This is a genomic window from Bradyrhizobium sp. UFLA05-109, from assembly GCF_054185165.1.
The window spans coordinates 1-26,625 of sequence record NZ_JBBIAR010000026.1; the positions used below are offsets into that span (position 1 = coordinate 1).

Sequence of the window (26,625 nt, forward strand, 5' to 3'; positions counted from 1 at the left end):
GATGGCGCAGGGCGGCCTCGAGCCGCTGCGCCATCTCGGCGAGGTTCTGCTCGGCGCTGGAAGGCACGGCCGGCGCCTCCGCCGCCGGCCGTGCCTTCCAGCGCCGAGCAGAACCTCGCCGAGATGGCGCAGCGGCTCGAGGCCGCCCTGCGCCGGCCCGCTGGCGAGACGGTCGCGCCTCCCGTTGCGCCCGAGCCGCCCGCGGTGCGCCCGTCGCGCAACGAGGCACCTGCTCCGGCTGCGCCCGCAAAGACGAGCTTTGAAAATCTCGAAGACGAGATGGCCTCCCTGCTCGGCCGTCCGAAGCCGCCTTCGTGAGGCACTCGGCTTTCCCGCGTAGAGTTTTTTTCGTTCCTGTCCTGATTGGCGCCGCTCTCCTGGCGGCGCCTGCGCATGCGCAGGACATCAGCATCAATCTCGGCGGCCAGGGTGGCGGGGGCGTCACCGAGCGCGCGATCCAGCTCATTGCGCTGCTCACGGTGTTGTCGATCGCGCCGTCGATCCTGATCATGATGACGTCGTTCACGCGCATCGTCGTCGTGCTGTCGTTGCTTCGCACCGCCATGGGTACCGCGACCGCGCCGCCGAACTCGGTGATCATCGCGCTTGCGATGTTCCTCACCTTCTTCGTGATGGGGCCGGTCCTCCAGAAATCCTATGACGACGGCATCAAGCCGCTGGTCGCCAACCAGATCAGCGTCGAGACCGCACTCGAGCGTGCCTCCGTGCCCCTTCGCGGCTTCATGCAGAAGAACGTTCGCGAGAAGGACCTGAAACTGTTCATGGACCTCTCGGGCGAGCCGCCGCCGGCAACCCCCGACGAGCTCGCGCTCCGCATCCTCATCCCCTCGTTCATGATCTCGGAGCTGAAGCGCGCCTTCGAGATCGGCTTCCTCCTGTTCCTGCCCTTCCTGATCATCGACCTCGTGGTCGCCTCCGTCCTGATGTCGATGGGCATGATGATGCTGCCGCCAGCGGTGGTGTCACTGCCGTTCAAGCTGATCTTCTTCGTGCTGGTGGACGGCTGGTCCCTGGTAGCGGGAAGCCTGGTGCAGAGTTACGGCGGGTAAGCTGTTCGACGTTGGGTAAGCTGCGCGCCATACACCCAGCGTCATCGCCGGCTCGACCGGGCGATCCAGTATTCCAGAGACAGCGTCGTTCAACCGAGAAACGGCGCTGCCCCTACCCCTTCAGGTCATATTGCTTGCTGAGGTGATCGCCGATCTGCACGAGCATGGCGACGCATTCGGGGTAGCCGGGCTTGTCGATGGTCGACTGGTCGGATTCGTCGCGGAACTCCCAGCTATTGCCATCGCGGAGAACGATGATCTTCATGCCGTCCGAACAATCGGCATGGACCTTCAATTCGGCTTTCGCCATGGCGATTAGTTCGGCTTCGGTCTTGACGGGCTTGCTCATACAATCCCCTCCCGGCATCGGCGTGGACCCGCGCCTTGAGCCGCAAATTGCCGCCTTGGCGGGTGGATGTCGAGAGGTCGAAGGTAGGAGATGGCCTAGCGGGTCATCTTGATCTGCCTCACGGGCGGGATCGCGGGCAGCGAACCGGTGTGCTCGGTCTCGTCCTTGGCCTGCGGCGGCATGGGCGCGCGGGCGGTGGCGTCGGGGAAGCGCTGCTTCATCTCGCGCAGGAAGCCGTCGAGCGTGTCGACGCTGGCAGCGAGCTTGGCGATCTCGGCGAATTCGGCGCTGGAGGCGGCCGCCGGCTTACTCGCAATATCGAAGGCGAGCCGGTCGGAGCTCTCGCTCATCAAGGGCGCGTATTTCTCGCGGAACCGAGACAGCCCGATCGCATCGTCGGCAAGCGCGTAACCGACGGCGGCGCGGATCACATCGCTCTTCTCGACCGCATTGAGCGGCTTGAAGTCGCGAAAACGCTCGCCGTAGTAGAGCTCGATCTGCTCGGCGGATTCGCGCCAGCGCCGCGCCGCCCAGAAGATGTCGGAGCGAAGGCGAATGGCCTCGCGGCCGGTGACGTTGGAGACGATGTCGAGCGCGAGGTCATGGCGGCCGACGTCGCTCTGCGCGCGCGCCTCGAGCAGCAGACGCTGCTGGCGCAATTCGCCGGAGAGATCGCTGATGCGGCTCGCGCGCAGCGCCGAGATCGCCATGTCGGGCTTGCGGTTGGCGAGATAGACCATCGCAAGGCGGGCCGCAACCTGCGCGCGCGCCGCGCCTTCCAGGCGGTGATCGACCTGGTATTGCAGGAGCTCGGCGGCCTGGTCGAGCAGGTCGATGGACGCCAGGCGATCGGCAAGCTTGCGTATCAGCTCGTCGCCGCGCCGGCCGATCGGCGTCAGCTCGCGGAACTCGTAGAACATCCCGAGCGCCTCGATCGGCGGAAGATCGTCGCCCTTGGAGCTCAGGAATATCTGCGCGAACAGCTCCTGCGCAAGATCCTGCGCCTGACGCGAGGCGTCCGCATTCGGCTGGAGTTTTGTCGCGGTGCGGGCCGCGGCGAGCGCATCGCGGTAACGGCCCATGTCGGCATACATCCGCGCCAGCATCTGGAGCGTCTTCACCTCGATGGCGTCGCCGCGCCAGGTCATCGCGAGCGTCTCGAGCTCACGCAGCGCATCATCCTTGGTGATCTCGTCGCGCTTCTGCCGCAGCGCGACCTCGAGCTGCTTGGCTTCGGCGGCGGCCGGCCGGTCGTCCGAGCCGACCGCGAACTTGTAGTCGTCGAGCGCGTCCTTGTCGTGGCCGAGCGCTTCGGCGAGCCTGCCGCGCAGCACCGCAAAGGACGGCGCCATGTCCGGCGGCACGCCGACGACCTCGAGCTCGCTGCGCCGCTTGGAGGCGCCGGCATAGTCCTTCACTTCGAGCGAGGCCCGCATCGCATCCATCGTCACGATGCGCTGGACGTCGAGCGGCAGCGAGGCGATGGCGAACTCGACATTCTTGAACTTTTCGCGCGCATCCGCCCATTTGCCCTGGCGCGCATAGGCGAGCGCCTTCCAGAGCTGCGAGTCATGGCTGTTGCCGATCACGGGATTGGAGAGATCCTTCAGCCCCTGCCCGGGACGCCCGATCAGGATGCTCGCGATCGCATGCATGATCAGCGCCGAGGATTCCTCCTTGTTGAGGGGATCGGCCAGCATGACGTCGGTCATCGCCTTGGCCTCGTGATACATGCCGCGCGACATGTAGAAATGCGCGAGGTCAAGCCGCGGGATCGAGCGCTGCGCCGGCTCGACCGCCGCGATCGCTGCGACCAGCGCGCTCTGGCGGTTCATGAACAGCTCGGACTGGCCCTTGCGCCACTCCTCGATGTTGAAGACCGGCCGCACCGCGGTCGGCGCGCGCTCGGCGGAGACGTCGACCGGCGAGAGCGTCAGCCCCCCCTTCTTGCCGAGGATCACCTTGTCGGAGCCAACCTCGACGCCGACCTCGTCGGAGTTTGGACGAATGGCGATGCCGTGCGCGGATTCGAGCAGCGAGAGATCGACCAGGTCCTGCCGCTTGATGAAGCCGCGCACCGGCCGCGGCGCGGTGACGACGTAAAGCGTGTCGCCGGCGTCGGGATCGGTCAGCTTGTGCAGCAGGCCCGGATTGGCGAAGGGGATCGCAATATTGGCGAGCGCGGGGTCAGTGATGTTGCGCATCATCATCAAGGGCAGCGGCGTCGCCTGGATCTTGTCGGCGAGCGTCAGGAGCCAGTTGGTCTCCTTGCCGTTCTCCTCGCTCGACAGCGAATAGACCAGCGGCCGGTTGAGGCGGATGCGGATGGCCTGGCCCTTGTCGAGCGGCGTGCGGCTGACCTCGCCGATCATCGCGCCGCCCTTGGCGCGGATCGGCTCGACGTCGATGGCTTTCTGTGTATCGAATACGAGCCAGACGGTGTCGCCGCGACGGAATGCGGCGGCGGGTGTCGAAACCGAGAGCGGGAACGCCACGCGCAGCCCGTCGCTGTCGCGGCGGGCGTCGACGCTGGGCGCGGTGTCCTGCGAGACGGCCGGAGGCGGCACCTCGACGGCCTTCGCCATGTCCTTCGGCGCGTCCACGACCGGCTCCTTCGGCGCTTCGGCGGCCATCGGTGCCATCGGTTTTGGCGCGGCGGCCTCGGCGACCGGCGGCGCAGGTTTCGGCACCTCGGCCGGATGCGCAGCTTCAGCCGCGACAGGCTCGGGCGCGGCCTGCACCGGCGCGGGCTTCGGCGCCTCGGCAGCCGACGGCGCGCCGGCAGTCTCGGGCTTCACCACGATCTTGGCCTCGCGCGCGATGGTCTCAGAGGTCGGCGGCGCGATCTCGCGTGGCATCTCCTTCTTCTCAGCCGCCGCGTGCGATCCTTGCGCCGCGGCCGGCTTTGCCGGTGCCAGGACCTGCTCGGCCGTCGTCGCGGCCTTGTTCTTGTCCGGCTGGAAGGCGACGTCGACGACATAATTCTTGTCGTCGCGGAAAGAGTGCACGTCGGCCTCGCCGATCAGCGTGATCTCGACATTGGTCTGGTCGATGTCGGCCTTCTGCTTGATCGAGGCGACGTTCGGCGGAGCTGCCACGACCGCATCAGCGAGATCGAAGTTGAGATTGGCGTTGAAGGCGAGCGTCAGCTTCTGCTCGTTGAGCACCGAGGACACGCCGACACCGTCGGGCATCTCGAACACGAAGCGCACGAAGGTCGGCTGCACCGACGCGCGAACGCGGATCGGCGGGCGCTTCTTGGTCTCGGCGGCCACGCGTTGGGCGCGCAGCGCACGCTCGGCAGCGCGCGCGCGCTCGGAGAGTTCCTTCACCACGTCCATCGGCAGGCTCGGCGGTGCGCCCTTCCAGCCCTCGGGCAGAAGGTCTACGAAGGTCCGCTCACCGGCGTTCATGGTGTTGACAGTGACACGGCGCGCCAGCGACAGCCGGATCGCGCTGCCGTCAGGATCGCGCCGCGCGGAGTTGACGTAGTCGGGTGCGCCTTCCGGAATGCGATCGACCGGTACATCGACCGGTCGCTCGAAGCGGATGATCAGGATCGATCCCGCAGTCGTCACCTCGGACGAAACGTCCTCGCCGAGCTTGATGACGAGGCGCGCAAAGCCGCCGCCGGCCGAGAACGTCGCCTCACCTCGCACCGGCTCGGCGCGCGCAGGCGATACCAATCCAATCAGCAGGCAGGCAGCCAGCACCGCAACGCAGCTGGCATAGCGGCGCGCGCCCAGCGCCGAGGTCAGTACCAAGGCACGGGCTTGCGACCAAAATCCAGCGGCAGCCTGTCGCGCCATTGGCGGCATTTCATCCGGTCCGACGATTCATTGCCGGCAATGGGGGCCGGCGCGTGCCCTCGACTTTAAGGTTTCGCCAATTAAGGACTTGTTAATGCTGTCGGATTGATTTGACCTGCACTCGCCGCGCCGCACCATCGTTCCCGAAACGGCCAGTCCGGGCCTCCAGCCTATCGTCAGTTCGCTCCATCGGTCGCACGTTGAGGGAGCGCCGCCCCGGCGCCATTCTGCTATAGTGCGGACATGACGATCGGGATCGCCGGCCCCGGCCAGAAGGCGCCGCGGCGCAGTGCTGCGGTGGGGTTCATTATCGCGGCCATCGCCGTCGTCATTGGTCTGATCCTGCTCGCTCTCGTGAGCGACGTCCTGGTCGACTGGATGTGGTTCGCCTCGGTCGGCTACAGGCAGGTCTTCTGGATCACGATCGGCGCCAAAACCGCCGGCTTCCTTGTCGTTTTCGCAGCGACAGCCACCATCTTGTGGCTGAACGCGCGGATTGCGCTTGGTCTTGCCGGGCGGCGACCCCGATTGCCTGCGGCCTTTGTCCCAACACTTGCGGCCTCTGCGTCTCAGCCTGATCCGCTTGAATTCCTGCGCGAGCGACTGCCGTGGCGCGGCGTGATCGCCGTCAGCAGCGGCTTCTTCGGCTTGCTTGTCGCCTGGGGCGAGGTCGGCAACTGGATCACGCTGCTCAGGTTCATCTATCAGGTGCCCTACGGCAGCAACGATCCCCTGTACGGCAAGGATATCGGTTTCTACCTGTTCTCCCTACCCGCCTTTGTCGCCATCAAGAACTGGGCAATGCTGACGCTCGTCTTGAGCGCACTGTTCGCTGGATTTGTCTATTGGGTGCATGGCGATATCGAGGACCGGGCCCAGCGAATGTCGCCGGCGGCGATCTCCCACGGTTCGGCGCTGCTTGGCCTTTTCTTCGGCCTGAAGGCGTGGTCCTACGGCCTCGACCGCTACCACCTGCTGTTCGGCGACAACGGCGTGGTGGTCGGCGCAGGCTATACCGACGCCAACGTCGAATTGCCGGTCCTGTGGATCCTGATCGCGCTGTCGATCGTCGCCGCCTTGGCCGCATGGGCTAACCTGTGGGTGCGCACCTACCGCCTCCCCACCGCCGCGATTGCGCTGCTGTTCAGCGCCGCATTCCTGCTATCGGGCATCATCCCCGCGGTTTTTGAACGGTTCTATGTCAAACCAAACGAGCTGGACTGGGAGCGTCCCTACATCGAACGCAACATCGCGCTGACCCGGGAGGCCTACAATCTCAATCGGATCACACCGAAGCCGTTCCCTGCGGACCAGACACTGACCTTCAGCACGCTCGAGGCCAACAAGGCTACGATCGAAAATATAAGGCTGTGGGATTGGCAACCATTGGCCGACACTTACGCGCAATTGCAGGAGATCCGCACCTACTACAAGCTGCGCAATCTCGATGTCGACCGCTACTGGCTCGGCGGCACCTACCAGAGCGTGATACTCTCGGCGCGCGAGCTGAATTCCGAGCTTCTGCCGCCCAACGCGCAAACCTGGGTCAACCGCCACATCCTGTTCACCCACGGCAATGGTGCGGTGATGAGTCCGGTCACCCAGAAGAGCAGCGAAGGGCTTCCGCTGCTCTATCTGCACGACGTTCCTCCGGTCGCGCAGGGAGGTCCCGACATACGCGAGCCGCGCATCTACTACGGGCAGCAAACCGAGGACTACGTCATCGTCAAGGCAACCGTGCCGGAGTTCGACTATCCGAAGGGGAAGAACAACGTCTATGCGTCCTATGACGGCGTCGGCGGCGTTCCGCTGTCGAGCATAGTACGGCGACTGATCTTCGCCCACCATTTCAACGACGTGAACCTGTTTCTTTCAGACTACATCGGCGACGGCAGCCGGATCATGATCCGACGCAACATCCAGGAGCGGGTCAGCACGATTGCCCCCTTCCTGATTCTGGATCGCGATCCTTACCTCGTCGTCAGCGAGGGCCGGCTGTTCTGGATTCAGGACGCCTACACGACCAGCGAATACTTTCCTTACGCGCAGCGCGCGTCCGGCCTCAACAATCTCAACTACATCAGAAATTCGGTGAAGGTGATCATCGATGCCTATAACGGCACCGTCGACTTCTATCTGATGGACCAGGCAGACGCGATCGCTGCGACCTATCGTCGAATTTTCCCGGCTCTCTTCAAGCCGTTCACGGCAATGCCGGCCGATCTGCAAAGGCACATTCGCTATCCCGAGGACCTGTTCCTCATCCAGGCTCGGCTTTTCCAGACCTATCACATGGAATCTGCCGATGTTTTCTACAATCGCGAGGACCTCTGGCAATTCCCGCGCCAGCCGGCCGGCGATGGCATCTCTTCAATGGACGGCACGACCGCGATGGCGCCCTACTACATCATCATGCGGCTGCCTGGCGAATCGCAAGCCGAGTTCTTTCTGATGATCCCGATGGTACCGAGCCGCCGCGACAACATGATCGCATGGCTCGCTGCGCGCTGCGACGAGCCCGGCTATGGCAAGCTGATCGTGTACGAATTTCCCAAGGAGAAGCTGGTCTACGGACCATTTCAGATCGAGGCGCGCATTCATCAGAACACGGAGATATCCCAGCAGATCTCGCTGTGGAACCAGATGGGATCGCGGGTGATCAGAGGAAACCTCCTCGTGATCCCAATCGAGAATTCAATCCTCTACGTGTCGCCACTGTATTTGCGGGCCGAGCAAGGGCATTTGCCTGAGCTGAAACGGGTGATCGCCGCCTATGGCGAGCACGTCGTCATGAAGGAAACGCTTGAGGAGGCTTTGTCGGCACTCTTCGCGAACAGCGGTCCCGCAACGGCAGTGCCGGGTTCGACCGCAGAGTTGCCCAGCGAAGGAGCCGCGGCAGCACGCGCGCAGGAGGCGCTAGCCCACTACAATCAGGCCATGGAGCGATTGAAGTCCGGTGATTGGGCAGGCTTCGGCAAGGAGATCGATGCGATGCGCAGCCTGCTCGAAGACATCCGCCGGCAATCAGGCGGTCCGTGAGGGGCCCGGCCGATCGAAGTCCGCCATTCGCCTCACGCAGCCGTCGTCACGACAGCCGATGACTTCCGCAGGGTCAACAGTTCGCGACCCACGGTTGTCTTGAAAACAAAGGCCCGCCCCCGAGTGTGGGGAAGAACGGAAAGATTCAAGAGTTGGAGGCGGGCCATAAGAGCATGCCTACTCCAAAGCGGCGGGCGGAGTCCGTAAGCCAGCGCCCGTCACGTCATGACGCAGGTGAAGTCTAAGCACCATCGAACCTGCTTGAATACAGGATTTTGATACCTCGACAGTCAGTCCATGTGCGCGACCGCGGGCCGCAGCATCTACCGCACGCCGTAGCGCGCGAAATCGTCGCCAATCCTGGGCTGAATTGTCTCTGCCGCCACGATATCGGCATCACCGCCAGCCTTGTCGCCTTGTTTGAGCCGGGCGAGGCCGCGACCATAAAGCGCACTCGCCAGCTTCGGCTCGAGCCGCAGCGCCGAGCCATAGTCATCGATGGCCGCGGCGAGCTGGCGCATCTTCAGGTGCACAAGAGCACGTGAATCGTACGTTGCCGCATTGCTCGATACCGATTGAAGCGCCTTGTTACAGTCGTCGAGCGCGGCCTGCAGAGCGCCCAGCATGGCTCGGGCCCAACAGCGTCCGCTCCACGCGCCCGCCAGATCTGGCCGCACACGAATGGCCTGGTCGTAATCCTGCGCCGCACGATCGTACGCGTTCTTTCGCAGGTTGGCCTCTGCACGGTTCGCGAAGGCCTCGGCGTAGTTAGGATTGAGCTTGATGGCCTCATCCAGAGACCCGATCGCGAGGTCGTATTCGCCTTTCATCAGCTGGGCCACACCGCGGTTGTTGAAGGCTTTGACGTAGCCCGGATTAAGCTCGATCGATCGATCGAAATCGCGGATAGCGCGGTCATAGTCTCTCGTTTCGGCATAAGCGTTGCCACGATTGTTATAGGCGATGGCCAGGGCCTTCGTCGCGCTTCCGTGCGCGTCGATGAAGGCGGTACAACCATCAATTCGCGCTTCGAGCGATTCACGCGCGACGCTGTTGCACTGCTCAATCGTCTTGAGATAGCTCCCCTCCTGCTTCGGCGCCTGTGCCACCGCCGGCAGCTCGAGCAATAGCAGGACGAGACCAGACGCCACGACGCCGGTGATGGTTCCTGTCGCGCTCGGCCTCATATCAGGATCCCCGATCACGGATTGGGAAGTCTCTATCCGTGGTGAAGGCTTCTAGCACCGTCGGCAGATGTTCAAGTTGAGCTTGCGGTCGGCTTTCTGTTCGGATGGCCCAGTGGATGCTGCGGATTTCTTCGTCGTCTTGCTCTTGCCCTCTTCGATGAGGGTAGAAAACTTCACCGACCCGTTATCGGAGATCTCGACATGGGGTATGGTGCCTCGGATGCCCATTGTGGCGACCGGGGTGTCGATCTTCATGTCACCAGTTTTCGCGACCTTGCCAGCAACGAAGGTGAACGTCCCTTTGGCCAAGCTGAAGAAAGTCGAATTGGACTTTCCGTTTGGGTCGTAGACGTACTCGTCCAAGGTCATGTGCGCATTGCTCGACAGATTGAACGAGCTGCCGTCGGTAAAGTTGATGCCTATTCGACCGTCATTCGCCGTCCGCACCACGTCCCCCAGATAGACGAGATCGCCAACTTTCGTCTGATTGGCTTGGGGGGGCAGGTTGGCCTGAACAACGACCGCATTCGCGTGCTCGATCGTGACGGAGCCCGCGGCGGTTACGACCTTCCCGATTGGCTGCGATGAAAAGTTCTGAAGAGCAGGCTTGGCGGAATCGACCTGCGCACGCGCAGCTTCGGGCAAAAAGCCGGCGAGCGGGAGAATGAAAGCGACCACCAATCCAAATATCGAATGTGCACGCATGACCTCCCCCTTCATCGAGAAGATCTTCGTTTCAAATCCTGCGGCTTTTCCGAACTCGCAAGTACAACACCTTATACTATAATTTAATTGTTGTTAAATCCACCCCGCCGGCCTATTTTTGTTCCGCAGATCCGGAATACCGCGAAAATTGCACTACCTCTCATTTGGAAACGCAAATCGCTTCGATGGAAGGGGCCGGACTCCCCGCGAGACGAAAGTGGTTCACGGCGACCTCGCGCTGAACGCGTCTCTTTCTTGAATCGACTTGGGTCATCTCAATCAGGATTTCGGCGGGCAAGCCTTGGGCTGCCGGCGCCATGATTTGTTGATCTCGTGGCGAGGGCAGATCAGAACGAAAGAAAAAAGGCGCCGCGCCGAGTCTGAGTTCCTCGACTGACGAGGTCGAAGGCTATGTTAGTTGCGTCCGGCGTTGAGGCCGGAGACGTGACCTCCGTGGTCGCGCCTCCGAAGATAATCGGCACCGTTCACACGGCGATCGGTTGCGGCATCCTGAGGCGTGCGAGCGGCGTCGCCACCCAGATCGTGGTTGGCGATCCACTCTGCCTCGGTGACGTGATCGAGACTGCCGCCGACGGGCAGGTCGGCATCCGCTTCATTGACGACACCATTTTCAACCTCTCCAGCGACGCTCGCATGGAGCTGAGCGAATTCGTCTGCGATTTCGACGGCACCTCGCGTTCGGCCCTGTTCACGATATCCAAAGGCACCTTTGCTTTCGTTGCCGGCCGGTCGGCCAAGAGCGGTGCCCTCACGCTCGAAACCCCGGTCGGGAGCATTCGCGGCCGGATCCATACGGGCGGGTTCGGAATACTGACGCTCGGAGCATTGATGTTCTCGATGCTGAAGGGTGCCGAGGCCGCGGACGCGAACATCACGTTCCTGGACAATGACAGCATCACGTACAAGGACGTCGAGCACGGCACGTTCGAGCTCGTGACCAAGGAGGCGATCCCGCGACACATCATTGTCGAGGATCCCGGCGAGACGGTCGTACTCAACAAGGTCGGGTCTTCAGTCAGCATCAGCCAGGTCGCCAATACCCCGGCTCGCATGGAGGAGCTCCAGGCGGCGGAGCATGACGTGTGGGCCAATCTCTCGAGGGAGATCGGGCCAAAGGGCTCCGGCACGACTCCCTTCCCGGAGGGGCTGCCGTTGGAGCCAATCAATTTCACAGAGCCTGATGCTCCTGCGCAGCTACATTCGCTTCCGATCATACTGCCTAGCACCATCGTCGTTCCCGAGATCTTTCATTCGCCGCCGACGTTCAATATTCAGTCGGGACCGGTCGAACTCGATACGGCGGTGTTTGACAACTTCACTGCGACCAGCGGAACGTTCAGCGCGAGCAGCGCCAGTGGCGCGCCGCTCGTCTTCGGTATCAGCGGCGGGACCGTCGGCGATACGGTCCTGGCTGGAGTGACATATGATGTGTCGAAAGGCAGCCCCTATGGCACGCTCTATGTCAACAGCGCCAGCGGCGCCTATACCTTCGTACCAAACAGTGACGCGATCAACGCGCTGACGGCGCCCACGACGGATCCTTTTGTCATTACGGTCTCGGACGGCAACCAGTCCACTTCTCAGACCTTCACAATCAGCATCGATGGCGTCAATGACGCCGCCATCATTTCCGGCGTCACGACCGGTTCGTCAGTCGAAGCGGGCGGCGTTGCCAATGCCGCGACCGGAACACCGAGCGCGACAGGCACACTCACCGATAAAGACGTCGATAATACGCCCAACACCTTCACAGCCGTGAGTTCGCCAAAGGCCAGCACGGGCGGCTACGGCACGTTTACGGTGACGGCGGCGGGCGTCTGGACCTACACGGTCGACAATGCCAACAGCAAGGTGCAGGCGCTCAATGTCGGCGACACGTTGACCGACACATTCACCGTGACGACCATCGACGGTACGCCGCAGGTTGTGACGGTCACCATCCACGGCGCCAACGATGCCGCGATCGTCTCGGGCGACACGACCGGCTCCGTGACCGAGGCTGCCGGCTGCAATCCGGGAATTCCGACCGCGACCGGCACGCTGACCGACACCGACGTCGACAATACGCCCAACACCTTTGCGCCGATCGTCTCGCCCGAAGCTGGCCACTACGGCACCTTCACGATGACGGCGGCCGGCGTCTGGACCTACACGCTCGACAACAGCAAGTGTGCAGTACAGGCGCTCAATGTCGGCGACACATTGACCGACAAGTTCACCGTGACCACCATCGACGGCACGCCACAGGTAGTGACGATCACCATCCATGGGGCCAACGATCCCGCCATCATCTCCGGCAAGACGACCGGATGCGTGATCGAAGCGGCCGGCTGTAAGCCGGGTATGCCGACCGCGTGCGGCACGCTGACCGACACTGATGTCGACAATCCGGCCAACACGTTCACTGCGGTGTGCTCGCCCGAGGCCAGTGCGAAAGGCTACGGCACTTTCACAATGACGGCGGCGGGCGTATGGACATACACGCTCGACAACAGCAACAGTGCGGTGCAGGCGCTCAATGCCTGCGACAAGCTCACCGACACCTTCACTGTGACGACGATCGACGGCACGCCGCAGGTCGTCACGATCACCATCCACGGCGCCAACGACCCCGCCATCATCTCCGGTACCACCACGGGCTCGGTAACCGAGCCCCTCTGCAAGACTCCGGAGGCACCGAAGGCCACCGGCACGCTCACCGACACCGACGTCGACAATCCGGCCAACTCGTTCACGGCGATTTGCGCGCCAAAGTGCAGCACGCACGGCTACGGCACCTTCACAATGACGGCGGCGGGCGTCTGGACTTACTCACTCGACGAGGACAATTGCGCGGTCCAGGCGCTCAAGGCATGTGACACGCTGACCGACACCTTCACGGTGACCACGATCGACGGCACCCCGCAGGTTGTGACGATTACCATCCACGGGGCAGGCTTCCGGGACCTCGACAACCCAGCCACCGCAACGCAAACGGATCCGCCACCAACCGACGGGACATCGAAACAAGACGGCACAGCTGGCGGAAGCGACGCCAGTCAGACACTTCACTCGGCAGCCAGTCCAGCCTCAACGAACGACGCCAGCCAAATCGACGTGGCCGCGAGCAGTTCCAGCAGCACGACGACGACCGGCAAAAGCGGGGACAACATCAGCCAGGCTGAATCGAAGCCTGAGACGATCAGCAGGCTTGATGCCGACCATCTCGCCAACAGCGACCATTTTGTTTTTTCGTTCGCGGCCAATCCGGTCTCCAGTGCAGGAAGTGAGCAAGGCATCGCGCCCACTCAGACCGCCGCGGATCATTCTGAAGCGTCAGATCCAGCCCCCCCGCTCCCGGACTCACACCCTCTGGCAGTGCTCAGCGCTGAAGAGGTCTTTCGCTTCAAGGTCGAATTGGCCGATGCCAAGGGCCCGGGCGCCATCGGGTTCGCAGAGCTGCCTCCTACCCCTTCGTCGGTCGATGCAAACGCAGCACACCCGGGACTTCTCCGAGCCCCAGCAGTTGAGCCGCTTGCGCCTGGGCACGACTTCGCTGATCCGCCGATTGCCGTTCATGAGGCAACCGCTCTGCCCGCCTTTCATCATGAACTGATGGTTTGAAAAATTTCGACCGGCGGACTGCTTTGCCGCAGGTTCCGATCGAAACAAAATTTGATCATAGGCCTGAGGAAAACGTGAATATTCCCCAAAAGTGACTTGATCTTTTCTACCTCTTATCCTGGGTGAATTTGTGGATGGGTAAGCAATAATGACCGATCAACAATTGGCACTTGATGCGATTAGCGAAGCTCAATCAATCCTCGAAGAATATCTCCAGCCGCGACCTCAGAGCACTGAGCGTGTTCTCGATAAGCTGATCGAAGTTCTCGAACGTCCAGACTTGGTCGTTGCCGTAAATCGCTTACAGCAGCGAAACAGTTCCTTTACAGACCGATGAGGAACCAGCTCCCATCGGTCGCCCTTGCCGCGTGCGCGGCCTGGCTTTTGCCAGCCGGCATACCCGCTGTCGTGGCGAAGCAGCAATGCAGCAGCGCGATACCTTCGTCGACGCAGGGACGCTGGTGGTCCTACCGCATCATCGACGGACGGAAATGCTGGTACGAGGGCAAGCCGATGTTTCCTAAATCGGAGCTGGAGTGGCCGAAGCAGAATTCGGCACGACCAGTTATGGATGCGGACGCGACAGGCGCGGTGGCAGCAAGTCCGACCAATCCATTGAACTCGCAAGCTTGGGCCGTGGACTACGACACTTTCGAAGCCCGCTGGCGCGCTCGTATCGGAGATCGCTGACCCAAACCAGACCCGGCACCGCATCGGGGCTCATTCAATGCCTCACAACGTCGTGTGTTGATCGCGAACTTTGGTTATTTGGCAAGGCTCCTTCAATGTGGCCTGCCGATCCAATCCGACGAGCCCTGGTGCCGGGAACAAACGTCATCGTCACTGTCATCCCCCTCAGACTCAGAGGGCGGCAATGCGTGCTGATGACTCAAGGTCGATGTCCAGGCGGACGTCATCGCCGCGATCAGCAGACGATTGATGGCCTCAATTGCGCGCTCCGCTATGGATGAGCAGTGGTTCATCGCTCCCTCCGCGCCGCTGATTAGCGAATGGCCCCACGCTAGTCCCAGTGTGCGCTGTGCGACTGTCGTCCATCTCACATTTGTGCGCGTCAACTGATCGCACGTTCAGAACGTGAAGCGCCATCTGACTGCATCTGCAACGCGAGGCAGGCGCTTCGTCACGCACTTCATGAGCGAGAACGATCTACGCGGTAAGGTTTTCCAAGCGCGCCCGCTCAACCATTGAGATGTTGCTACCGGTGCGCGACTCAGAATGAAATAGCGTCGTGACGATCCGATTTCGATTGATCAGGCGGGGGCTCGATCGATGCGCGGGGAAGCCAATTGCATCATATGCAGCAGGGCAAGAGCACTCATAGCTCTCGTTCCAGTCGCCAGGGGATATGCTCTGAAGGTCTACGAGTGCTCCTGTTGCCATAGCACTCTGCATCTGGTGACGCGTGTCACGAAGGCGGAGCTGATCGAGCAACGATGCGGGACGCCGCTTCCCGTCGGAAAGTGGTTCGACGCGACGGCTGCCAGAATCGGAGGTCGCGGGGTTCAGCCGCGGGTCGCGAACTAGACAAACGGTCTGGACGCGCCTTAGCCGAACGACCTCATGATCTGAGACAGCATCGCAGTTGCGCCTCGGGTATACCGGGCGCCGAATAATTGCTCGTCCACGTAATGAAGCGCGAGGAGAGCAACAAGTGCGGCCATTGCAACTCTCATGCGGAGAAGCATGCGCCGCAGAAGCTAATGGCGCCTTAATCCAGTCTCGCAGCGACCGATGTTGCACTGCAGAGAAACGCGGGACGGAGGGGAGTGGTGCGCTGAGCGAGTGGTCATGGGCGAACCAACAACGCCTCGGATTAGCCGCCAACACGCCCGAATCACAGACGCAGATTGGCCTCGCCGGGGGCTTCGCTTGCGTATTGAGGTTCGCCGGCTCCGCTCCACCGCGAACTTCAGCCCCCAGCCCCATCGCGGTGGAGCGGGAAGCCCCTCCATGTCAATTCGGCTTTTGCGTCGGGCGCCCCTCGATCTTGGGCAGATCGGCCGCATCGGCAGAGCGGTCTCCTCCGCCACCGGCGCGGCGGGCCATCTCGACCGTCAGCCGCTCGGCAGCCTCGGGCTGCATCAAGCCCATGATGTCCGACATCTTGCGCGGCGCAATCTGCGTCGCGATCTCGATCAGCACACCCATCTCCAGGCGATCGAACACACGCGCGGCGTCCTTGGGCTTCATGCTCTCATACATGGTCACGAGGCCTTTCAGGCGCTGAGCTTCCGCCGCCTTCTGCTCGGCCGCTGTGGCGGAGATGCGGGATTCCACCGCCTTCATCTCCTCGACCTTGGACTCGATGCGCTTCTCGGCCGCCTTCAACAGGCTCTCGCGAATGTCGATCTCGCGCTGGCGCGCTTCGAGCTCCTGGCGGCGGTTCTGCAAGCGCTCCAGAATCGCGCGCTCGGCGGGCGAGGTCTGCTCGCGGGATTCTTCCGGCTTGATTACCTGACCTTCGGGCTTGGTCTCGGGCGCGGCCGGTTTCGGCGCATCCTCCTTGGACGCCTCCTTCGGCGCGCCGTGCGTCGAGCCGGTGATGTCGGGGTCTTCGCGGCCGGTCGGGAAGTTGAGGTTCTCCTGAGCCCAGGACTTCTTGGTCGTGTTCGGCTGATAGTCGAACACATAGCCGCCGTTGATCACGAGGCCCGCGACCTTCAGCGTGGCGAGGGCGGCGACTGCGATCAGTACGACGGGAATGACGCGGATGTTACGGAAGGATTTCATAGCGACTTTATGCGGCAATCCCGTTGGATCTTCTGCGCTCGGTGAAGGCTTCTGCAGCCGCCGCCACCGCCTTCGCCGCCGAGGGCTTGGCGACCGGGGCTGCTGCTTCCGGATTCGTCACGGGGCGTGCGGCGATGGCGATCTTGGAGAGGCGCCGAACCACGTTGTCGGCCTCGCCGAGCTGGCGGTAGAGCTGGTCGGACATCTGTGTTGCGGCGGCGAGCTGGCTGCCGAGATTTTCGTTGACGTCGCGAACGGCGAGCTTCAGCCCGCCGATCGCACGCTCGGCGATCTCGGTCGCGGTGATCAACTCGGCGATGACGGCCTTCAGCGAATGCTCGTCCGCCTTCAAACGTGTCAGCCGCTTGTTGAGCAGGATGCAGTAGCCGATCGTCAGCATCAGGAGGATTGCGACCAGCATCTCGATCGCCATGCCTAAGGAGTGGTTCATGGTGCCTCCATCATCTTGTTCTGCTCGTCGGCCTTCTCGAACATCGCAAGTGTCGTACCTGGCTTGCGCAGGGGTTTCGTCACACGGATCGCGACGCGGTCGCCGACGCGTCCCATCCGCCCTTCGGTGAGCGTGACGCTGCCGCAGCGTACGGTCACGTTGGCATCCGCGCGCATGTCCAGTGGCAGCGTGTCGCCGACCTTGAGCCGCATCAGTTGCTTGAGCGGGATGTCGGCCTCGTAAAGCACTGCGTCGACCGCGATCTCGGCCTGCACGATCTCGGTCGCGAAATGACCTTCCCAGATCGTGTCGCGGCCGAACTTCTCGCCCATGAACATCTGGAGCAGGACGCCCCGGATCGGCTCGATGGTCGCGTAGGGCAGCAGCAATTCGATGTTGCCGCCACGATCTTCCATGTCGATGCGCAGGCGCACCAGGATCGCGGCGTTGGCGGGACGGCTGATCGCGGCGAAACGCGGATTGGTCTCGAGGCGGTCGATCGTGAAGGTCACCGGCGACAGCGGGCGGAATGCCTGTTCGGCATCGGCCAGCACCACCTCGACCAGCCGCTTGACCAGTTCGGTCTCGATCGTGGTGTAGGGCCGGCCCTCGATGCGGAGCTGGCTCGTACCGCGGCGGCCGCCGAGCAGCACGTCGATCATCGAATAGATCAGGCTGGAATCGACGGTCGCCATGCCGAAGTTTTCCCACTCCTCGGCCTTGAACACCGAGAGCACGGCCGGCAGCGGGATCGAGTTCATGTAGTCGCCGAAACGCACCGAGGTGATGCGATCGAGCGAGACTTCGACGTTATCGGAGGTGAAATTGCGCAAGGAAGTCGTCAGCAACCGCACCAGGCGGTCGAAGACGATTTCGAGCATCGGCAGACGCTCGTAGGAAACCATCGCCGAATCGATGATCGCGCGAATGCCGGAATGGTCGTCGAGCGTGACGTCGCCGACGGTGAAGCCCAGGAGATTGTCAATCTCCTCCTGCGACAGCACCCGCTCGCCTGAGTTCTTGCCGTTGCCGAGATCGCGGCTGCCGTCCTCGACCATGGCCGCCCATTGCAGGGCCATGGTCTCGGATAGTTCGTTCTCGGCAGCAGCCTTCGCGGCCTCCGCGGGATCCTCGGAATCAAGCGAGGCCTCCCATTGGGCGGCTATGGCATCTTGGTCGACTGGATCGTTGCCCGCCATGGCGCTAGCCCATTACCCTCACTGCACCACGACTTCCTTGAACAGCACCGCGCTGACCTGGATCGGCGCGACCGCCGCGTTGACACGCTTGGTCAGCTCTTCCTTGAGGCGGAAGATGCCGGCCGAGCCGTTGAGGTCGGAGGGGCGGAGTTCCCGCACATAAGTCTGGAAGATGTCGGTGACGCGCGGCATCGTCGGCTTGATCGCCTCGATCTGCTTCTCTTCCTTCAATTCGAGCACGATCTTCAGCCGCAGATATTGCACGCGCTCGCCGGGCGCGCCGGCGAGGTTGACCATCATGTCGGGCACGTCGACGAAGGCCGGCGGCTTCGGCGGCGGCGCGACCTCGGCATGGTGCTCATCATCGCCGTGACGGAGGAAGAGGAACCAGGTCGCCGCGCCACCGCCGAGAATGGCGAGCACGGCGACAGCGATGATGATGAGCTTGAGCTTGTTCTTCGGCGGGGCCGCCTCAGTGCCGTCAGTGGCTGCGCCGCCTTCCGCTTCGTTCTCTGCCATGGTCGCCGCGCTCGCTCACTATAAAGGGTCTGAGAGAGCGAAGCCTCTGGTCGGCCAGTGACGCGATACAAATGCCCCAGCGCGCAACGCGCTCCTCATAGCTGCAAACGCTAAGGTAATGATGGTTAACAGAACCTTTCGATTGCCCTTGCGCTAGGAAAAATCTGCCGGGCAAACATGGTCAACAGAACCTTTCTGCCGCCCCTCGCCCACCCCTTCCAAACACCTAAGCACCTGTAAATACGTCCCTTTCTGCGTTGGCACGGCTTTCGCTCAGGAAAGGCCGAGACCGGACGGTTTGGGAGAGCCCGAAGGTCTCATCGACGGGTCGGCCAAGACGCTTGGGAGAGCGGCGAAGCAGGACCTCCACAGGGGAGAACCATCCGATGCAGAACGCGCTTCTGGTCGGTTTATCGCGGCAGATGACGTTGGAACGGCAGATGGATGTCATCGCCAACAACGTCGCCAATGCCAACACCAACGGCTTCAAGGCCGATCGCACGCTGTTTGAGGAATTCCTCAACTCGGGCGCGCATGAAGACAATTTCGTCGGCTCCGACCGCCGGGTCTCCTATGTGCAGGACCGCGGCACCTTCCGCGACGTCGGCCAGGGCCCGATGGAGGAGACCAAGAACCCGCTCGACCTCGCGGTCGACGGCAATTCCTATTTCGCGGTGCAGACCGCCGGCGGCGAGCGCTACACCCGCGACGGCAAGTTCTCGCTCAACAACCAGGGCCAGCTCGTCACATCGGATGGCAATCTCGTGCTCGGCAATGCCGGCCCGATCACCTTCCAGCCGACCGACCATGACATCAACGTCGCGCCCGATGGCACGGTGACGGTGCTCGAGGGCACGGCCCGTGTCGACTCCATCCGCGGCAAGATCCGCATGGTCGCCTTCGACGATCCGCAGAAACTCGCCAAGCAGGGCGCCAATCTCTACGCCCAGGGTTCGGCGAACCAGCAGGCCGACGCCAAGTCCACCGTGCGCCAGGGCTACATCGAGAAGTCGAACGTGAATTCGGTCGGCGAGATGAGCCGGATGGTCGAGGTGATGCGGATGTACACCCAGGTCGCCAACCTGCTCCAGCAGCAGAGCGACATGCACAAATCGGCGATCGAGAAGCTCGCCGACGTTCCAGCGTAACGCCATCAGGAGACGATTGACATGCAAGCGCTTCACACCGCTGCGACCGGAATGGCGGCACAGGAACTCAACGTGCAGGTCATTTCCAACAACATCGCGAACCTGCGCACCACCGGCTTCAAGAAGCAGACCGCGGCGTTTCAGGACCTCATCTACGAGCACATCCGCCGCGTCGGCGCGCAGTCGTCCGACCAGGGCACAATCCTGCCGGTCGGCGTCGATATCGGCGGCGGCGTCAAGACGGTCGGAACGCCGCGCAGCATGACGCAAGGCACGCTGTCGCAAACCGGCAACGATCTCGATCTGGCGGTTTCAGGCGAGGGCTTTTTCAAGATCCTGATGCCTGACGGGACCTACCAGTACACCCGCGATGGCACCTTTCAGATGGACAACCAGGGCCGCATCGTCACCGCGCAGGGCAATCCGGTGCAGCCGACCATTACGATCCCGAACAACGCTTCGGGCCTCACCGTCAACGTGCAGGGCCAGGTTTCGGTGACACTGCCGGGCTCGTCGACCTCGTCCATCATCGGCCAGCTCGCGCTGACGCGCTTCATCAATAAGGCGGGCCTCCAGCCGGTCGGCAACAACCAGTTCACCGAGACGCCCTCCTCCGGTGCGCCGCAGGACGGCACCGCGAGCTCCGAGGGCTACGGCACGATCACGCAGGGCAGCCTCGAACAGGCCAATGTCGACGTCGTCTCGGAGATGAGCGACCTGATCGCGGCCCAGCGCGCCTACGAAATGAACGCCAAGGTGATCAGTGCTGCCGACCAGATGATGCAATCCACCACGGCGCTGTTCCGCTAGGGAGTAACGATGATGCGCAAAACCATCACCACTCTCGCCGCCCTGCTCGCGCTGTCAGCACCAGCGTGCGCCGCCGACGACGGCATCGCGCCGCCGACGCTGCGCGCCAGCATCACCGTCACCTCCGACGTGGTGCGAGTCGGCGATCTCATCGAAAATGCGGGCTCTGCCGCGCAGATCCCGGTCTATCGCTCGCCCGATCTCGGCACCACCGGCGCGCTGCCGGTCGCGAACGTCCTGAGCGTGCTGCGCGCAAAACAGGTCATCGGCGTGATGACCGGCGACCTCAAGGAAGTCACGGTCACGCGGCTCGCGCGCACGATTGCCAACAAGGATCTCGAACTCGCGGTCGCCTCCGCGCTCGAGCACCGCTTCGGCCTTGGCGACGCCGCGAACATCACAGTCACCTTCGATCGCGGCGTCTCCGATGTGCGGCTGGACGCCTCCAACACCGGCGCGCTCCAGGCGACCGCCACACGCTATGACGCGCGCAGCGGCCGCTTCGACCTGAGCTTCGAGATCAATAACGAGAATAGCCTCGCGCCGACCAGGCTGCGCCTCACCGGCGCCGCGATCGAGACCGTGGAGGTCGCCGTGCTGACCCGCGACATCGACCGCACCGAGATGCTGAAGTCGTCCGACGTCGTCCTGGAGCGCCGCCCGAGGGCGGACGTTCAGGGCGAAGCGGCCTCGCGCGAGCGCGCGGTCGGCATGCAGCTCCGTCATCCGATGCGGGCGGGCACCCCGATCCGCGTCGCCGACATCGCAAAGCCCGACCTCGTGCAGCGCGACCAGAACGTCACCATCATCTACCAGGTGCCGGGCCTCTACCTCACGACCCGCGGCAAGGCGGTCGACAGCGGCTCCGAGGGCGATACCGTCTCCGTCCTCAACATGCAGTCCAAGCGCACGCTCCAGGGCATCGTCACCGGCCGTGGCCAGGTCACAGTGCAGGGCGCGAGCCAGTCCGCGCCGGCCGCGCCCGCGGTCGAGCAGACCTCATCCCTCAAGCACGAGGAGACGCCGGCAGCGGCCGCCCTCGCCCAAAGCCTGATCCAGACCCCGGTTTCGCCAACCCAGATCGCGCAAGCACAAGCCAAGTCAGAGTAAATCATGTCCAAGTTCAGTTCCGTGGCCCGTCTTCGTCGTATCGCCCTCTCCGGCACACTGCTCGCAACGTTCGCCTTTGCGAGCGGGTGCTCCTCGATCGACCGCCTGTCGCAGATCGGCGAGCAGCCGAAACTGTCGGCGATCGACAATCCGACGACGCAGCCCGGCTACAAGCCGGTACAGATGCCGATGCCGAAGCCGGAAGTCGCCTCCTACAATCCGAACTCGCTATGGCGCAACGGCAGCCGCGCCTTCTTCAAGGACCAGCGCGCCCATCAGGTCGGCGACCTCCTGACGGTGACCGTGAACATCACCGACAAGGCCAATATCGAGAACGAGACTCAGCGCAGCCGGACCAACAAGGAAGACTCGGGCATCACCGACTTCATCGGCTCCAAGACCATCACCCAGGCCAACAAGATTTTGCCCGGCCGCATCCTCACAGCCGACTCGACGGCCTCCAGCGACGGCAAGGGCAGCGTGGCGCGACAGGAAGCCCTGCAGACCAACGTCGCCGCCGTCGTCACCCAGGTGCTGCCGAACGGCAACCTGGTCGTCGAAGGCAAGCAGGAGATCCGCGTCAACTACGAGATCCGCGAGCTGATCGTCGCCGGCATCGTCCGCCCCGAAGACATCCAGAGCGACAACACCATCGACTCCACCAAGATCGCCCAGGCCCGCATCGCCTATGGCGGCCGCGGCCAGATCATGGACGTGCAACAGCCGCGCTACGGCCAGCAAGTGATGGACGTGCTGCTGCCCTTCTAGCCTTCTCCCGAGCTCCCACATCTCGTTGTGAACCTAGGCACAACGCGATGTTCTACGCGGCCTCCGGTAGCTCCCCTGCCGGAGGCCGCATGATTTTTGGTCGATGTTATTGTGGCTGTCGGCTCGCCACGATTCCGGTAGTTGGGACAAACGAACACTGTCATCGTCCGCGAAGGCGGACGATCCAGTACTCCGAGACGCCTTTGATTCAATCGCTATGCTGCGGCGTACTGGATTCCCCGCCTTTGCGGGGAATGACTGTGGGAAATGAGGCTATTGCCCTCATGTAAACTTCGCCTCCACCACGCCGAGCCCGTCCAGCTCCATGCGGACCTTGTCGCCGGCCTTCAGCCACAGCGTTTTCACGAGGCTGCCGGTGAGCACGAGCTGGCCAGCATGCAGGCCCTTGCCTTCGGCGGCGAGATGATTGGCAAGCCAGGCGAGCGCGTTGTGGGGATGGCCGAGCACGTCGGCGCCGGTGCCTTTGCCCGCCTCCTCGCCATTGACGAGGGCGCGGCCGGTGACCGCCCGAAGATCGGGTACATTGGCGCGGTCGACTGTGGCGCCAAGCACGCAGCCGGCGGCGAAGAAATCATCCGCGATCAGCGTCGGCGCGCCCATGGTTTCCCACTTCACATAACGGTCGTCGACGATCTCGATCGCGGGAGCGTAAGCATCGACCGCCTCTCCGACCCATTCGGCGGTGAACGGCGCTTCGCCAGGGGCAAGGTCGCGCTTCAGCCGCACGGCGATCTCGCATTCGACGCCGACGCGGACATAGTCGGAAGTGGCCAGCTTTGCGCGGCTGTCATACACGACCTTATCGAACACGCCGCCGGCGCAGGGATGGTCGATCTGCATGTAGTCCTGCATGACTTGGCTGGTGCAGCCGATCTTGTAGCCGACCAGTGCGCCGATATGGGGCAGCAGCAGGTCGTGCAGTGCACGCTGGATCTGGTAACCCTCCGCCTCATCCCTGGGTGGAACCTCGAGCGTCGCGAGCGGGGCATGATTGCGGCGCGCCAGCGCGATCTCCTTTGCGGCTGCGAGAATTCTGTCCATCGTCGCCGACTCCCCACGCTACGCAACTCGAGGCAGCACTTCAGCATTCCCGCCCCCGCCTGACAAGCGCTGCGGGTGCGCCCGGCCTCTCACGCCTTGACGAGGCCAAGCCGGATCAGACTCTCGGCCGAGCTCAGGATCGCCTCGTCGTTGGTGCGCGCCTGCCAACCCAGCAGCCGCGCCGCCTTGGCGCTGGTCGATCGCCGCACCTTGCCCAGCATCGGCAAGGTGTAACGCAGCACGGGAACACCGGTCGCGGCGAGGCGCACCAGCCAGTCCGGCGCCTGGAGGCGTGGAACCCGTCGCGCCGCTGGCCCCAGCTCCCGCCGCAGCACGTTGGCGATGTCGAGCAGCGACAGCGTCTCGCCTGCGACCGCGATGAAGCGCTCGCCCTTGGCCTCGGGCGCGGTCATCGCTCGCAAATGAAGGTCGACGACGTCCCGGACGTCGACCAGGCCGAAATAAATCCGCGGCACCGCCGGCATGGCGCCGTTGAGGAGCATTTTGACGATCTCGATCGAGCCAGAGAAATCCGGCCCGAGCACCGGACCGAAAATGCCGGCGGGATTGACGACGGCAAGCTCAAGGCCGCCTCCTTCGCGGGCGACGAAATCCCAGGCCGCCCGCTCGGCCAACGCCTTGGATTTGACGTAGGGCTGGACGTCGTCGCCGTCGAGATTGGTCCAATCGGTCTCGTCGAATGGCGTGGTGCGCGGCGGATGGCCGTAGCCGATCGCGCCCAGCGACGAGGTGATGACCACGCGCTTCACGCCCGCCTCGCGCGCGGCACGCAGCACCCGCAGCGTGCCGTCGCGGGCCGGGATGATCATCTCGTTCTCGTCCTTGGGGACACTGGTCGAGAGCGGCGAAGCCACATGCAGGACGAAGTCGCAGCCTGCGACCGCTTGGCGCCAGCCCTCGTCCCCGGTCAAGTCGGCGATAAAGAAGGCGATCCGCTCGGCCGGATCGACACCGCCCTCGCGCAGCATCGCCAGCACATCGGCCTGCCGGTCCGGTCGGCGGACCGTGGTCCGCACGTCGTGACCGGCAGCCAGCAATTGCAGGACGGTATGGATGCCGACGAAACCCGATCCGCCCGTGACCAGAACAGTGCTCATGTCGCACTCCTTCTGTCGCGGGTCGGCAAATTTGTCCACCGAACCTTGCCGCAGCATTTATGGAGTTGTTGAGCCGGCCCAGGCTTTATGGCCGCGCGCGCCTCGCGCTCACGTAGGATGCCGGACGAAAGCGACACTTCGAGCCGCCGGTCGCATCTTTAGAAGTCGAGTCGATCCCGTTGCCCCGACTCGCAAAAACATCTCACCTGAAGTGAAGGCTGTTTCTCATGCGAGCTCACGTAAGCATGAAGGAGTTGAGCCTAGCCCCTTGATTGCGATTCAGTTTTCCCGTTCGCGGTGAACGGCGTTGCCGCCCAATATAGTCGTGGCGCGCGAACGCGCGCCACGACAGCATGAGCAAACAATACCGCTTGTATCACGCGCGTCCGAGCGCGATGCGGATTGCAATCTCGACCGGCGAATAGTCACCGTCCGCGCGTTCGAGCCGGTACGGCTCGGCCGGAGGCAGATCGGGCTGTGCCATGAAGCGCGGCGTTGTTCCACGATGCTGCTGCGCCGCATGCACCAGGAAGGGATGGCAGAGATAGACCGTGCCCGCCTCGCCGGTAGCGAGTGCAATCTCGCAATCGGCGCCCATCTCATCCAGCACCATGCGCGACCGCCCCGCCTCGCCTGCCGGCGCCAGATAGCGCGCCATCGGGAAGTGCGAGCCGACGCGGATCCGGGTCGGCGCGTCATCCTCGCCGACATCGGAGAACAAGAACAGCATCAACAGAGCTCTGCCGCGCGAGACAATGTTGGCTCGCCAGGCCGAATGATCGTGCCGCTCGTTGGGGTCGCAGTCCTCACCGGGGAAGCTGAGATCGATATGCCAGCCGGCATCACCGGGATCGTCGGGATGCGGGAAGCGCACCGCGAAAGTGCCGCCGATATCCTTGCGCGGACGCCAGCGGCCCGCACCGACCAGCTGGTCGAACGCGCGATGCAGCACCGGCGTGTTGGCGATTTCCGGGAACGGCGGATTGCCATAGCCGGACAGCCGGATCACCGGGCGTGTCCAGGTCGACGGGTCGTGCTCGCTGCAGGGCAGATCGCGCCACAAGATGACACGGCCCTGCTCGGCAAGCTCGCGCGGAAAGGCGTTGTCGATCCTGACAAAGCCCTGTTCGATGAATTGCTGAATTTGCACGCTGCTGAGCGCAGGCGCGTCGTCTCGATCGGTCATGATTGACGCTCAAGCTGTCGTCAGACGTCCTTGGTCCGCATCGTGCGTGCGGAACCCGGCCGGCTCATTCGGTTCACTGGAATCCCGCGGACGGCAGCCCGCAGGGTCGATCAGCGCTTCCGCGTGGAAGCGGGATCAGCCCAGGAAGAAGACCGATGCGATGTTGAGAGAACAAATCATCATGGCGGCGCGAATCTACGCGCGGGATCCGCGGCATTCAAGCGGCGGGCGCCTTTGGCCTTACGGCCTATTCGTCGCGATAGACCTTCTCGCGCTTCTCGTGGCGCTCCTGCGCTTCCACCGACAGCGTTGCGATCGGGCGGGCTTCCAGCCGCTTCAACGAGATCGGCTCGCCGGTCTCTTCGCAATAGCCGTAGGTGTTGTCCTCGATACGCTGAAGCGCTGCATCGATCTTGGCGATCAACTTGCGCTGGCGGTCGCGGGCGCGGAGTTCGATGGCACGGTCGGTTTCGGACGAAGCCCGATCGGCGAGATCGGGGTGGTTCACGTTCTCCTCCTGCAGGGCTTGCAGGGTGAGCTTGGACTCTTTGAGGATCTCATCCTTCCAGGCGAGGAGCTTCAAACGGAAGTACTCCTTCTGCCGGTCGTTCATGAAAGGCTCTTTTTCGGTCGGTCGGTAATTTTTCAACTTTTCCAAGGGCGGCCTATTCTTTTTTTAGCAACGACTCGCGACGGACAGGGTCCGTTGAGCCGGGCTTA

21 protein-coding genes and 1 pseudogene are annotated in these 26,625 nt (G+C 63.1%); 9 read left to right on the forward strand and 13 right to left on the reverse strand.

Translation table 11 applies throughout. The annotated features are described in order from the left end of the window. Together Q3C01_RS20000 and fliP are read left to right on the forward strand one after the other, a co-directional pair. Positions 1–318, forward strand: a pseudogene (locus tag Q3C01_RS20000) (flagellar biosynthetic protein FliO); the annotation flags it as partial. Continuing rightward, the gene (gene fliP / locus Q3C01_RS20005; protein ID WP_458147025.1) at positions 315–1,070 is read left to right on the forward strand and encodes a flagellar type III secretion system pore protein FliP; all 756 of its coding nucleotides are present in this window, start codon (positions 315–317) and stop codon (positions 1,068–1,070) included. The pseudogene Q3C01_RS20000 and the gene fliP, both read left to right, overlap by 4 nt. Before the next feature lie 112 nt (positions 1,071–1,182). Here the strand turns inward: fliP and Q3C01_RS20010 are convergent, their stop codons facing one another. Together Q3C01_RS20010 and Q3C01_RS20015 are read right to left on the reverse strand one after the other, a co-directional pair. Further along, complete coding sequence (locus Q3C01_RS20010) at positions 1,183–1,419, reverse strand: hypothetical protein (RefSeq protein WP_458147026.1); 237 nt, start codon at positions 1,417–1,419, stop codon at positions 1,183–1,185. Positions 1,420–1,514: 95 nt separating this feature from the next. Continuing rightward, positions 1,515–5,228: a tetratricopeptide repeat protein gene (locus Q3C01_RS20015; protein ID WP_458147027.1), complete on the reverse strand. Its 3,714-nt coding sequence runs from the start codon at positions 5,226–5,228 to the stop codon at positions 1,515–1,517. Positions 5,229–5,471: 243 nt separating this feature from the next. Here Q3C01_RS20015 and Q3C01_RS20020 point away from each other — a divergent pair, with 243 nt between their 5' ends. Continuing rightward, complete coding sequence (locus Q3C01_RS20020) at positions 5,472–8,267, forward strand: UPF0182 family membrane protein (protein WP_458147028.1); 2,796 nt, start codon at positions 5,472–5,474, stop codon at positions 8,265–8,267. A gap of 323 nt (positions 8,268–8,590) precedes the next feature. Here Q3C01_RS20020 and Q3C01_RS20025 read toward each other — a convergent pair whose 3' ends face one another. The 3 genes from Q3C01_RS20025 to Q3C01_RS20035 all read right to left on the reverse strand — a co-directional run bounded on the left by Q3C01_RS20025 (position 8,591) and on the right by Q3C01_RS20035 (position 11,098). Next, positions 8,591–9,454, reverse strand: coding sequence for a tetratricopeptide repeat protein (locus Q3C01_RS20025; RefSeq protein WP_458147029.1), 864 nt, complete (start codon positions 9,452–9,454; stop codon positions 8,591–8,593). A gap of 51 nt (positions 9,455–9,505) precedes the next feature. Next, a complete protein-coding gene (locus tag Q3C01_RS20030) occupies positions 9,506–10,174 on the reverse strand; it encodes a FecR family protein (RefSeq protein ID WP_458147030.1) in 669 nt (222 codons plus the stop codon). A gap of 399 nt (positions 10,175–10,573) precedes the next feature. Next, complete coding sequence (locus Q3C01_RS20035) at positions 10,574–11,098, reverse strand: hypothetical protein (protein ID WP_458147031.1); 525 nt, start codon at positions 11,096–11,098, stop codon at positions 10,574–10,576. A 15-nt stretch (positions 11,099–11,113) separates the two neighbouring features. On the opposite strand from Q3C01_RS20035, the gene Q3C01_RS20040 reads away from it, so the two are divergent. Both Q3C01_RS20040 and Q3C01_RS20045 read left to right on the forward strand, forming a co-directional pair. Beyond that, positions 11,114–13,783: a VCBS domain-containing protein gene (locus Q3C01_RS20040; RefSeq protein ID WP_458147032.1), complete on the forward strand. Its 2,670-nt coding sequence runs from the start codon at positions 11,114–11,116 to the stop codon at positions 13,781–13,783. A gap of 148 nt (positions 13,784–13,931) precedes the next feature. Next, positions 13,932–14,120 (forward strand): hypothetical protein, encoded by a 189-nt coding sequence (locus Q3C01_RS20045; protein ID WP_458147033.1) that lies wholly within the window; start codon positions 13,932–13,934, stop codon positions 14,118–14,120. A 1,637-nt stretch (positions 14,121–15,757) separates the two neighbouring features. Here the strand turns inward: Q3C01_RS20045 and Q3C01_RS20050 are convergent. From Q3C01_RS20050 to fliL, 4 genes are read right to left on the reverse strand one after another with little or no spacing between them, the layout of a single operon-like run. Continuing rightward, positions 15,758–16,534: a MotE family protein gene (locus Q3C01_RS20050; protein WP_458147034.1), complete on the reverse strand. Its 777-nt coding sequence runs from the start codon at positions 16,532–16,534 to the stop codon at positions 15,758–15,760. Between the two features lie 7 nt (positions 16,535–16,541). Further along, positions 16,542–16,985: a DUF6468 domain-containing protein gene (locus Q3C01_RS20055; RefSeq protein ID WP_458147035.1), complete on the reverse strand. Its 444-nt coding sequence runs from the start codon at positions 16,983–16,985 to the stop codon at positions 16,542–16,544. Beyond that, a complete protein-coding gene (gene fliM / locus Q3C01_RS20060; protein WP_458147036.1) occupies positions 16,982–18,184 on the reverse strand; it encodes a flagellar motor switch protein FliM in 1,203 nt (400 codons plus the stop codon). The genes Q3C01_RS20055 and fliM overlap by 4 nt, the downstream gene beginning before the upstream one ends. A gap of 18 nt (positions 18,185–18,202) precedes the next feature. Beyond that, the gene (gene fliL / locus Q3C01_RS20065; RefSeq protein WP_458147037.1) at positions 18,203–18,703 is read right to left on the reverse strand and encodes a flagellar basal body-associated protein FliL; all 501 of its coding nucleotides are present in this window, start codon (positions 18,701–18,703) and stop codon (positions 18,203–18,205) included. Between the two features lie 386 nt (positions 18,704–19,089). On the opposite strand from fliL, the gene flgF reads away from it, so the two are divergent. The 4 genes from flgF to flgH are packed head-to-tail and all read left to right on the forward strand — an operon-like array spanning position 19,090 to position 22,539. Next, positions 19,090–19,851, forward strand: coding sequence for a flagellar basal-body rod protein FlgF (gene flgF, locus Q3C01_RS20070; RefSeq protein ID WP_458147038.1), 762 nt, complete (start codon positions 19,090–19,092; stop codon positions 19,849–19,851). 21 nt (positions 19,852–19,872) lie between these two features. After that, entirely contained in the window at positions 19,873–20,661 is a 789-nt protein-coding gene (gene flgG / locus Q3C01_RS20075) for a flagellar basal-body rod protein FlgG (RefSeq protein ID WP_449377073.1), read from the forward strand. 9 nt (positions 20,662–20,670) lie between these two features. Continuing rightward, positions 20,671–21,771, forward strand: coding sequence for a flagellar basal body P-ring formation chaperone FlgA (gene flgA, locus Q3C01_RS20080; RefSeq protein ID WP_458147039.1), 1,101 nt, complete (start codon positions 20,671–20,673; stop codon positions 21,769–21,771). A gap of 3 nt (positions 21,772–21,774) precedes the next feature. Continuing rightward, positions 21,775–22,539 carry a flagellar basal body L-ring protein FlgH gene (gene flgH / locus Q3C01_RS20085; RefSeq protein ID WP_458147040.1) on the forward strand — a complete coding sequence of 255 codons (765 nt, stop codon included), beginning with the start codon at positions 21,775–21,777 and terminating at the stop codon, positions 22,537–22,539. A 282-nt stretch (positions 22,540–22,821) separates the two neighbouring features. On the opposite strand, the gene Q3C01_RS20090 is transcribed toward flgH, so the two are convergent. From Q3C01_RS20090 to dksA, 4 genes are all read right to left on the reverse strand, one after another. Then, a complete protein-coding gene (locus tag Q3C01_RS20090) occupies positions 22,822–23,601 on the reverse strand; it encodes a 2-keto-4-pentenoate hydratase (RefSeq protein WP_458147041.1) in 780 nt (259 codons plus the stop codon). 89 nt (positions 23,602–23,690) lie between these two features. Beyond that, on the reverse strand, positions 23,691–24,719 hold the full coding sequence (locus Q3C01_RS20095; RefSeq protein WP_458147042.1) for an SDR family oxidoreductase: 1,029 nt from the start codon (positions 24,717–24,719) through the stop codon (positions 23,691–23,693). Positions 24,720–25,095: 376 nt separating this feature from the next. Beyond that, the gene (locus tag Q3C01_RS20100) at positions 25,096–25,905 is read right to left on the reverse strand and encodes a phytanoyl-CoA dioxygenase family protein (RefSeq protein WP_458147043.1); all 810 of its coding nucleotides are present in this window, start codon (positions 25,903–25,905) and stop codon (positions 25,096–25,098) included. Between the two features lie 247 nt (positions 25,906–26,152). Continuing rightward, positions 26,153–26,518: an RNA polymerase-binding protein DksA gene (gene dksA / locus Q3C01_RS20105; RefSeq protein ID WP_085966600.1), complete on the reverse strand. Its 366-nt coding sequence runs from the start codon at positions 26,516–26,518 to the stop codon at positions 26,153–26,155. Between the last annotated feature and the right edge of the window lie 107 nt (positions 26,519–26,625).

Coding starts and splice junctions, on each gene's coding strand:
- Q3C01_RS20010 (WP_458147026.1), bottom strand. CDS start 1,419: ATGAGCAAGCCCGTCAAGACCGAAGCCGAACTAATCGCCATGGCGAAA.
- Q3C01_RS20015 (WP_458147027.1), bottom strand. CDS start 5,228: ATGGCGCGACAGGCTGCCGCTGGATTTTGGTCGCAAGCCCGTGCCTTG.
- Q3C01_RS20020 (WP_458147028.1), top strand. CDS start 5,472: ATGACGATCGGGATCGCCGGCCCCGGCCAGAAGGCGCCGCGGCGCAGT.
- Q3C01_RS20025 (WP_458147029.1), bottom strand. CDS start 9,454: ATGAGGCCGAGCGCGACAGGAACCATCACCGGCGTCGTGGCGTCTGGT.
- Q3C01_RS20030 (WP_458147030.1), bottom strand. CDS start 10,174: ATGAAGGGGGAGGTCATGCGTGCACATTCGATATTTGGATTGGTGGTC.
- Q3C01_RS20045 (WP_458147033.1), top strand. CDS start 13,932: ATGACCGATCAACAATTGGCACTTGATGCGATTAGCGAAGCTCAATCA.
- Q3C01_RS20050 (WP_458147034.1), bottom strand. CDS start 16,534: ATGAAATCCTTCCGTAACATCCGCGTCATTCCCGTCGTACTGATCGCA.
- Q3C01_RS20055 (WP_458147035.1), bottom strand. CDS start 16,985: ATGAACCACTCCTTAGGCATGGCGATCGAGATGCTGGTCGCAATCCTC.
- fliM (WP_458147036.1), bottom strand. CDS start 18,184: ATGGCGGGCAACGATCCAGTCGACCAAGATGCCATAGCCGCCCAATGG.
- fliL (WP_458147037.1), bottom strand. CDS start 18,703: ATGGCAGAGAACGAAGCGGAAGGCGGCGCAGCCACTGACGGCACTGAG.
- flgF (WP_458147038.1), top strand. CDS start 19,090: ATGCAGAACGCGCTTCTGGTCGGTTTATCGCGGCAGATGACGTTGGAA.
- flgG (WP_449377073.1), top strand. CDS start 19,873: ATGCAAGCGCTTCACACCGCTGCGACCGGAATGGCGGCACAGGAACTC.
- flgA (WP_458147039.1), top strand. CDS start 20,671: ATGATGCGCAAAACCATCACCACTCTCGCCGCCCTGCTCGCGCTGTCA.
- flgH (WP_458147040.1), top strand. CDS start 21,775: ATGTCCAAGTTCAGTTCCGTGGCCCGTCTTCGTCGTATCGCCCTCTCC.
- Q3C01_RS20090 (WP_458147041.1), bottom strand. CDS start 23,601: ATGGACAGAATTCTCGCAGCCGCAAAGGAGATCGCGCTGGCGCGCCGC.
- Q3C01_RS20095 (WP_458147042.1), bottom strand. CDS start 24,719: ATGAGCACTGTTCTGGTCACGGGCGGATCGGGTTTCGTCGGCATCCAT.
- Q3C01_RS20100 (WP_458147043.1), bottom strand. CDS start 25,905: ATGACCGATCGAGACGACGCGCCTGCGCTCAGCAGCGTGCAAATTCAG.
- dksA (WP_085966600.1), bottom strand. CDS start 26,518: ATGAACGACCGGCAGAAGGAGTACTTCCGTTTGAAGCTCCTCGCCTGG.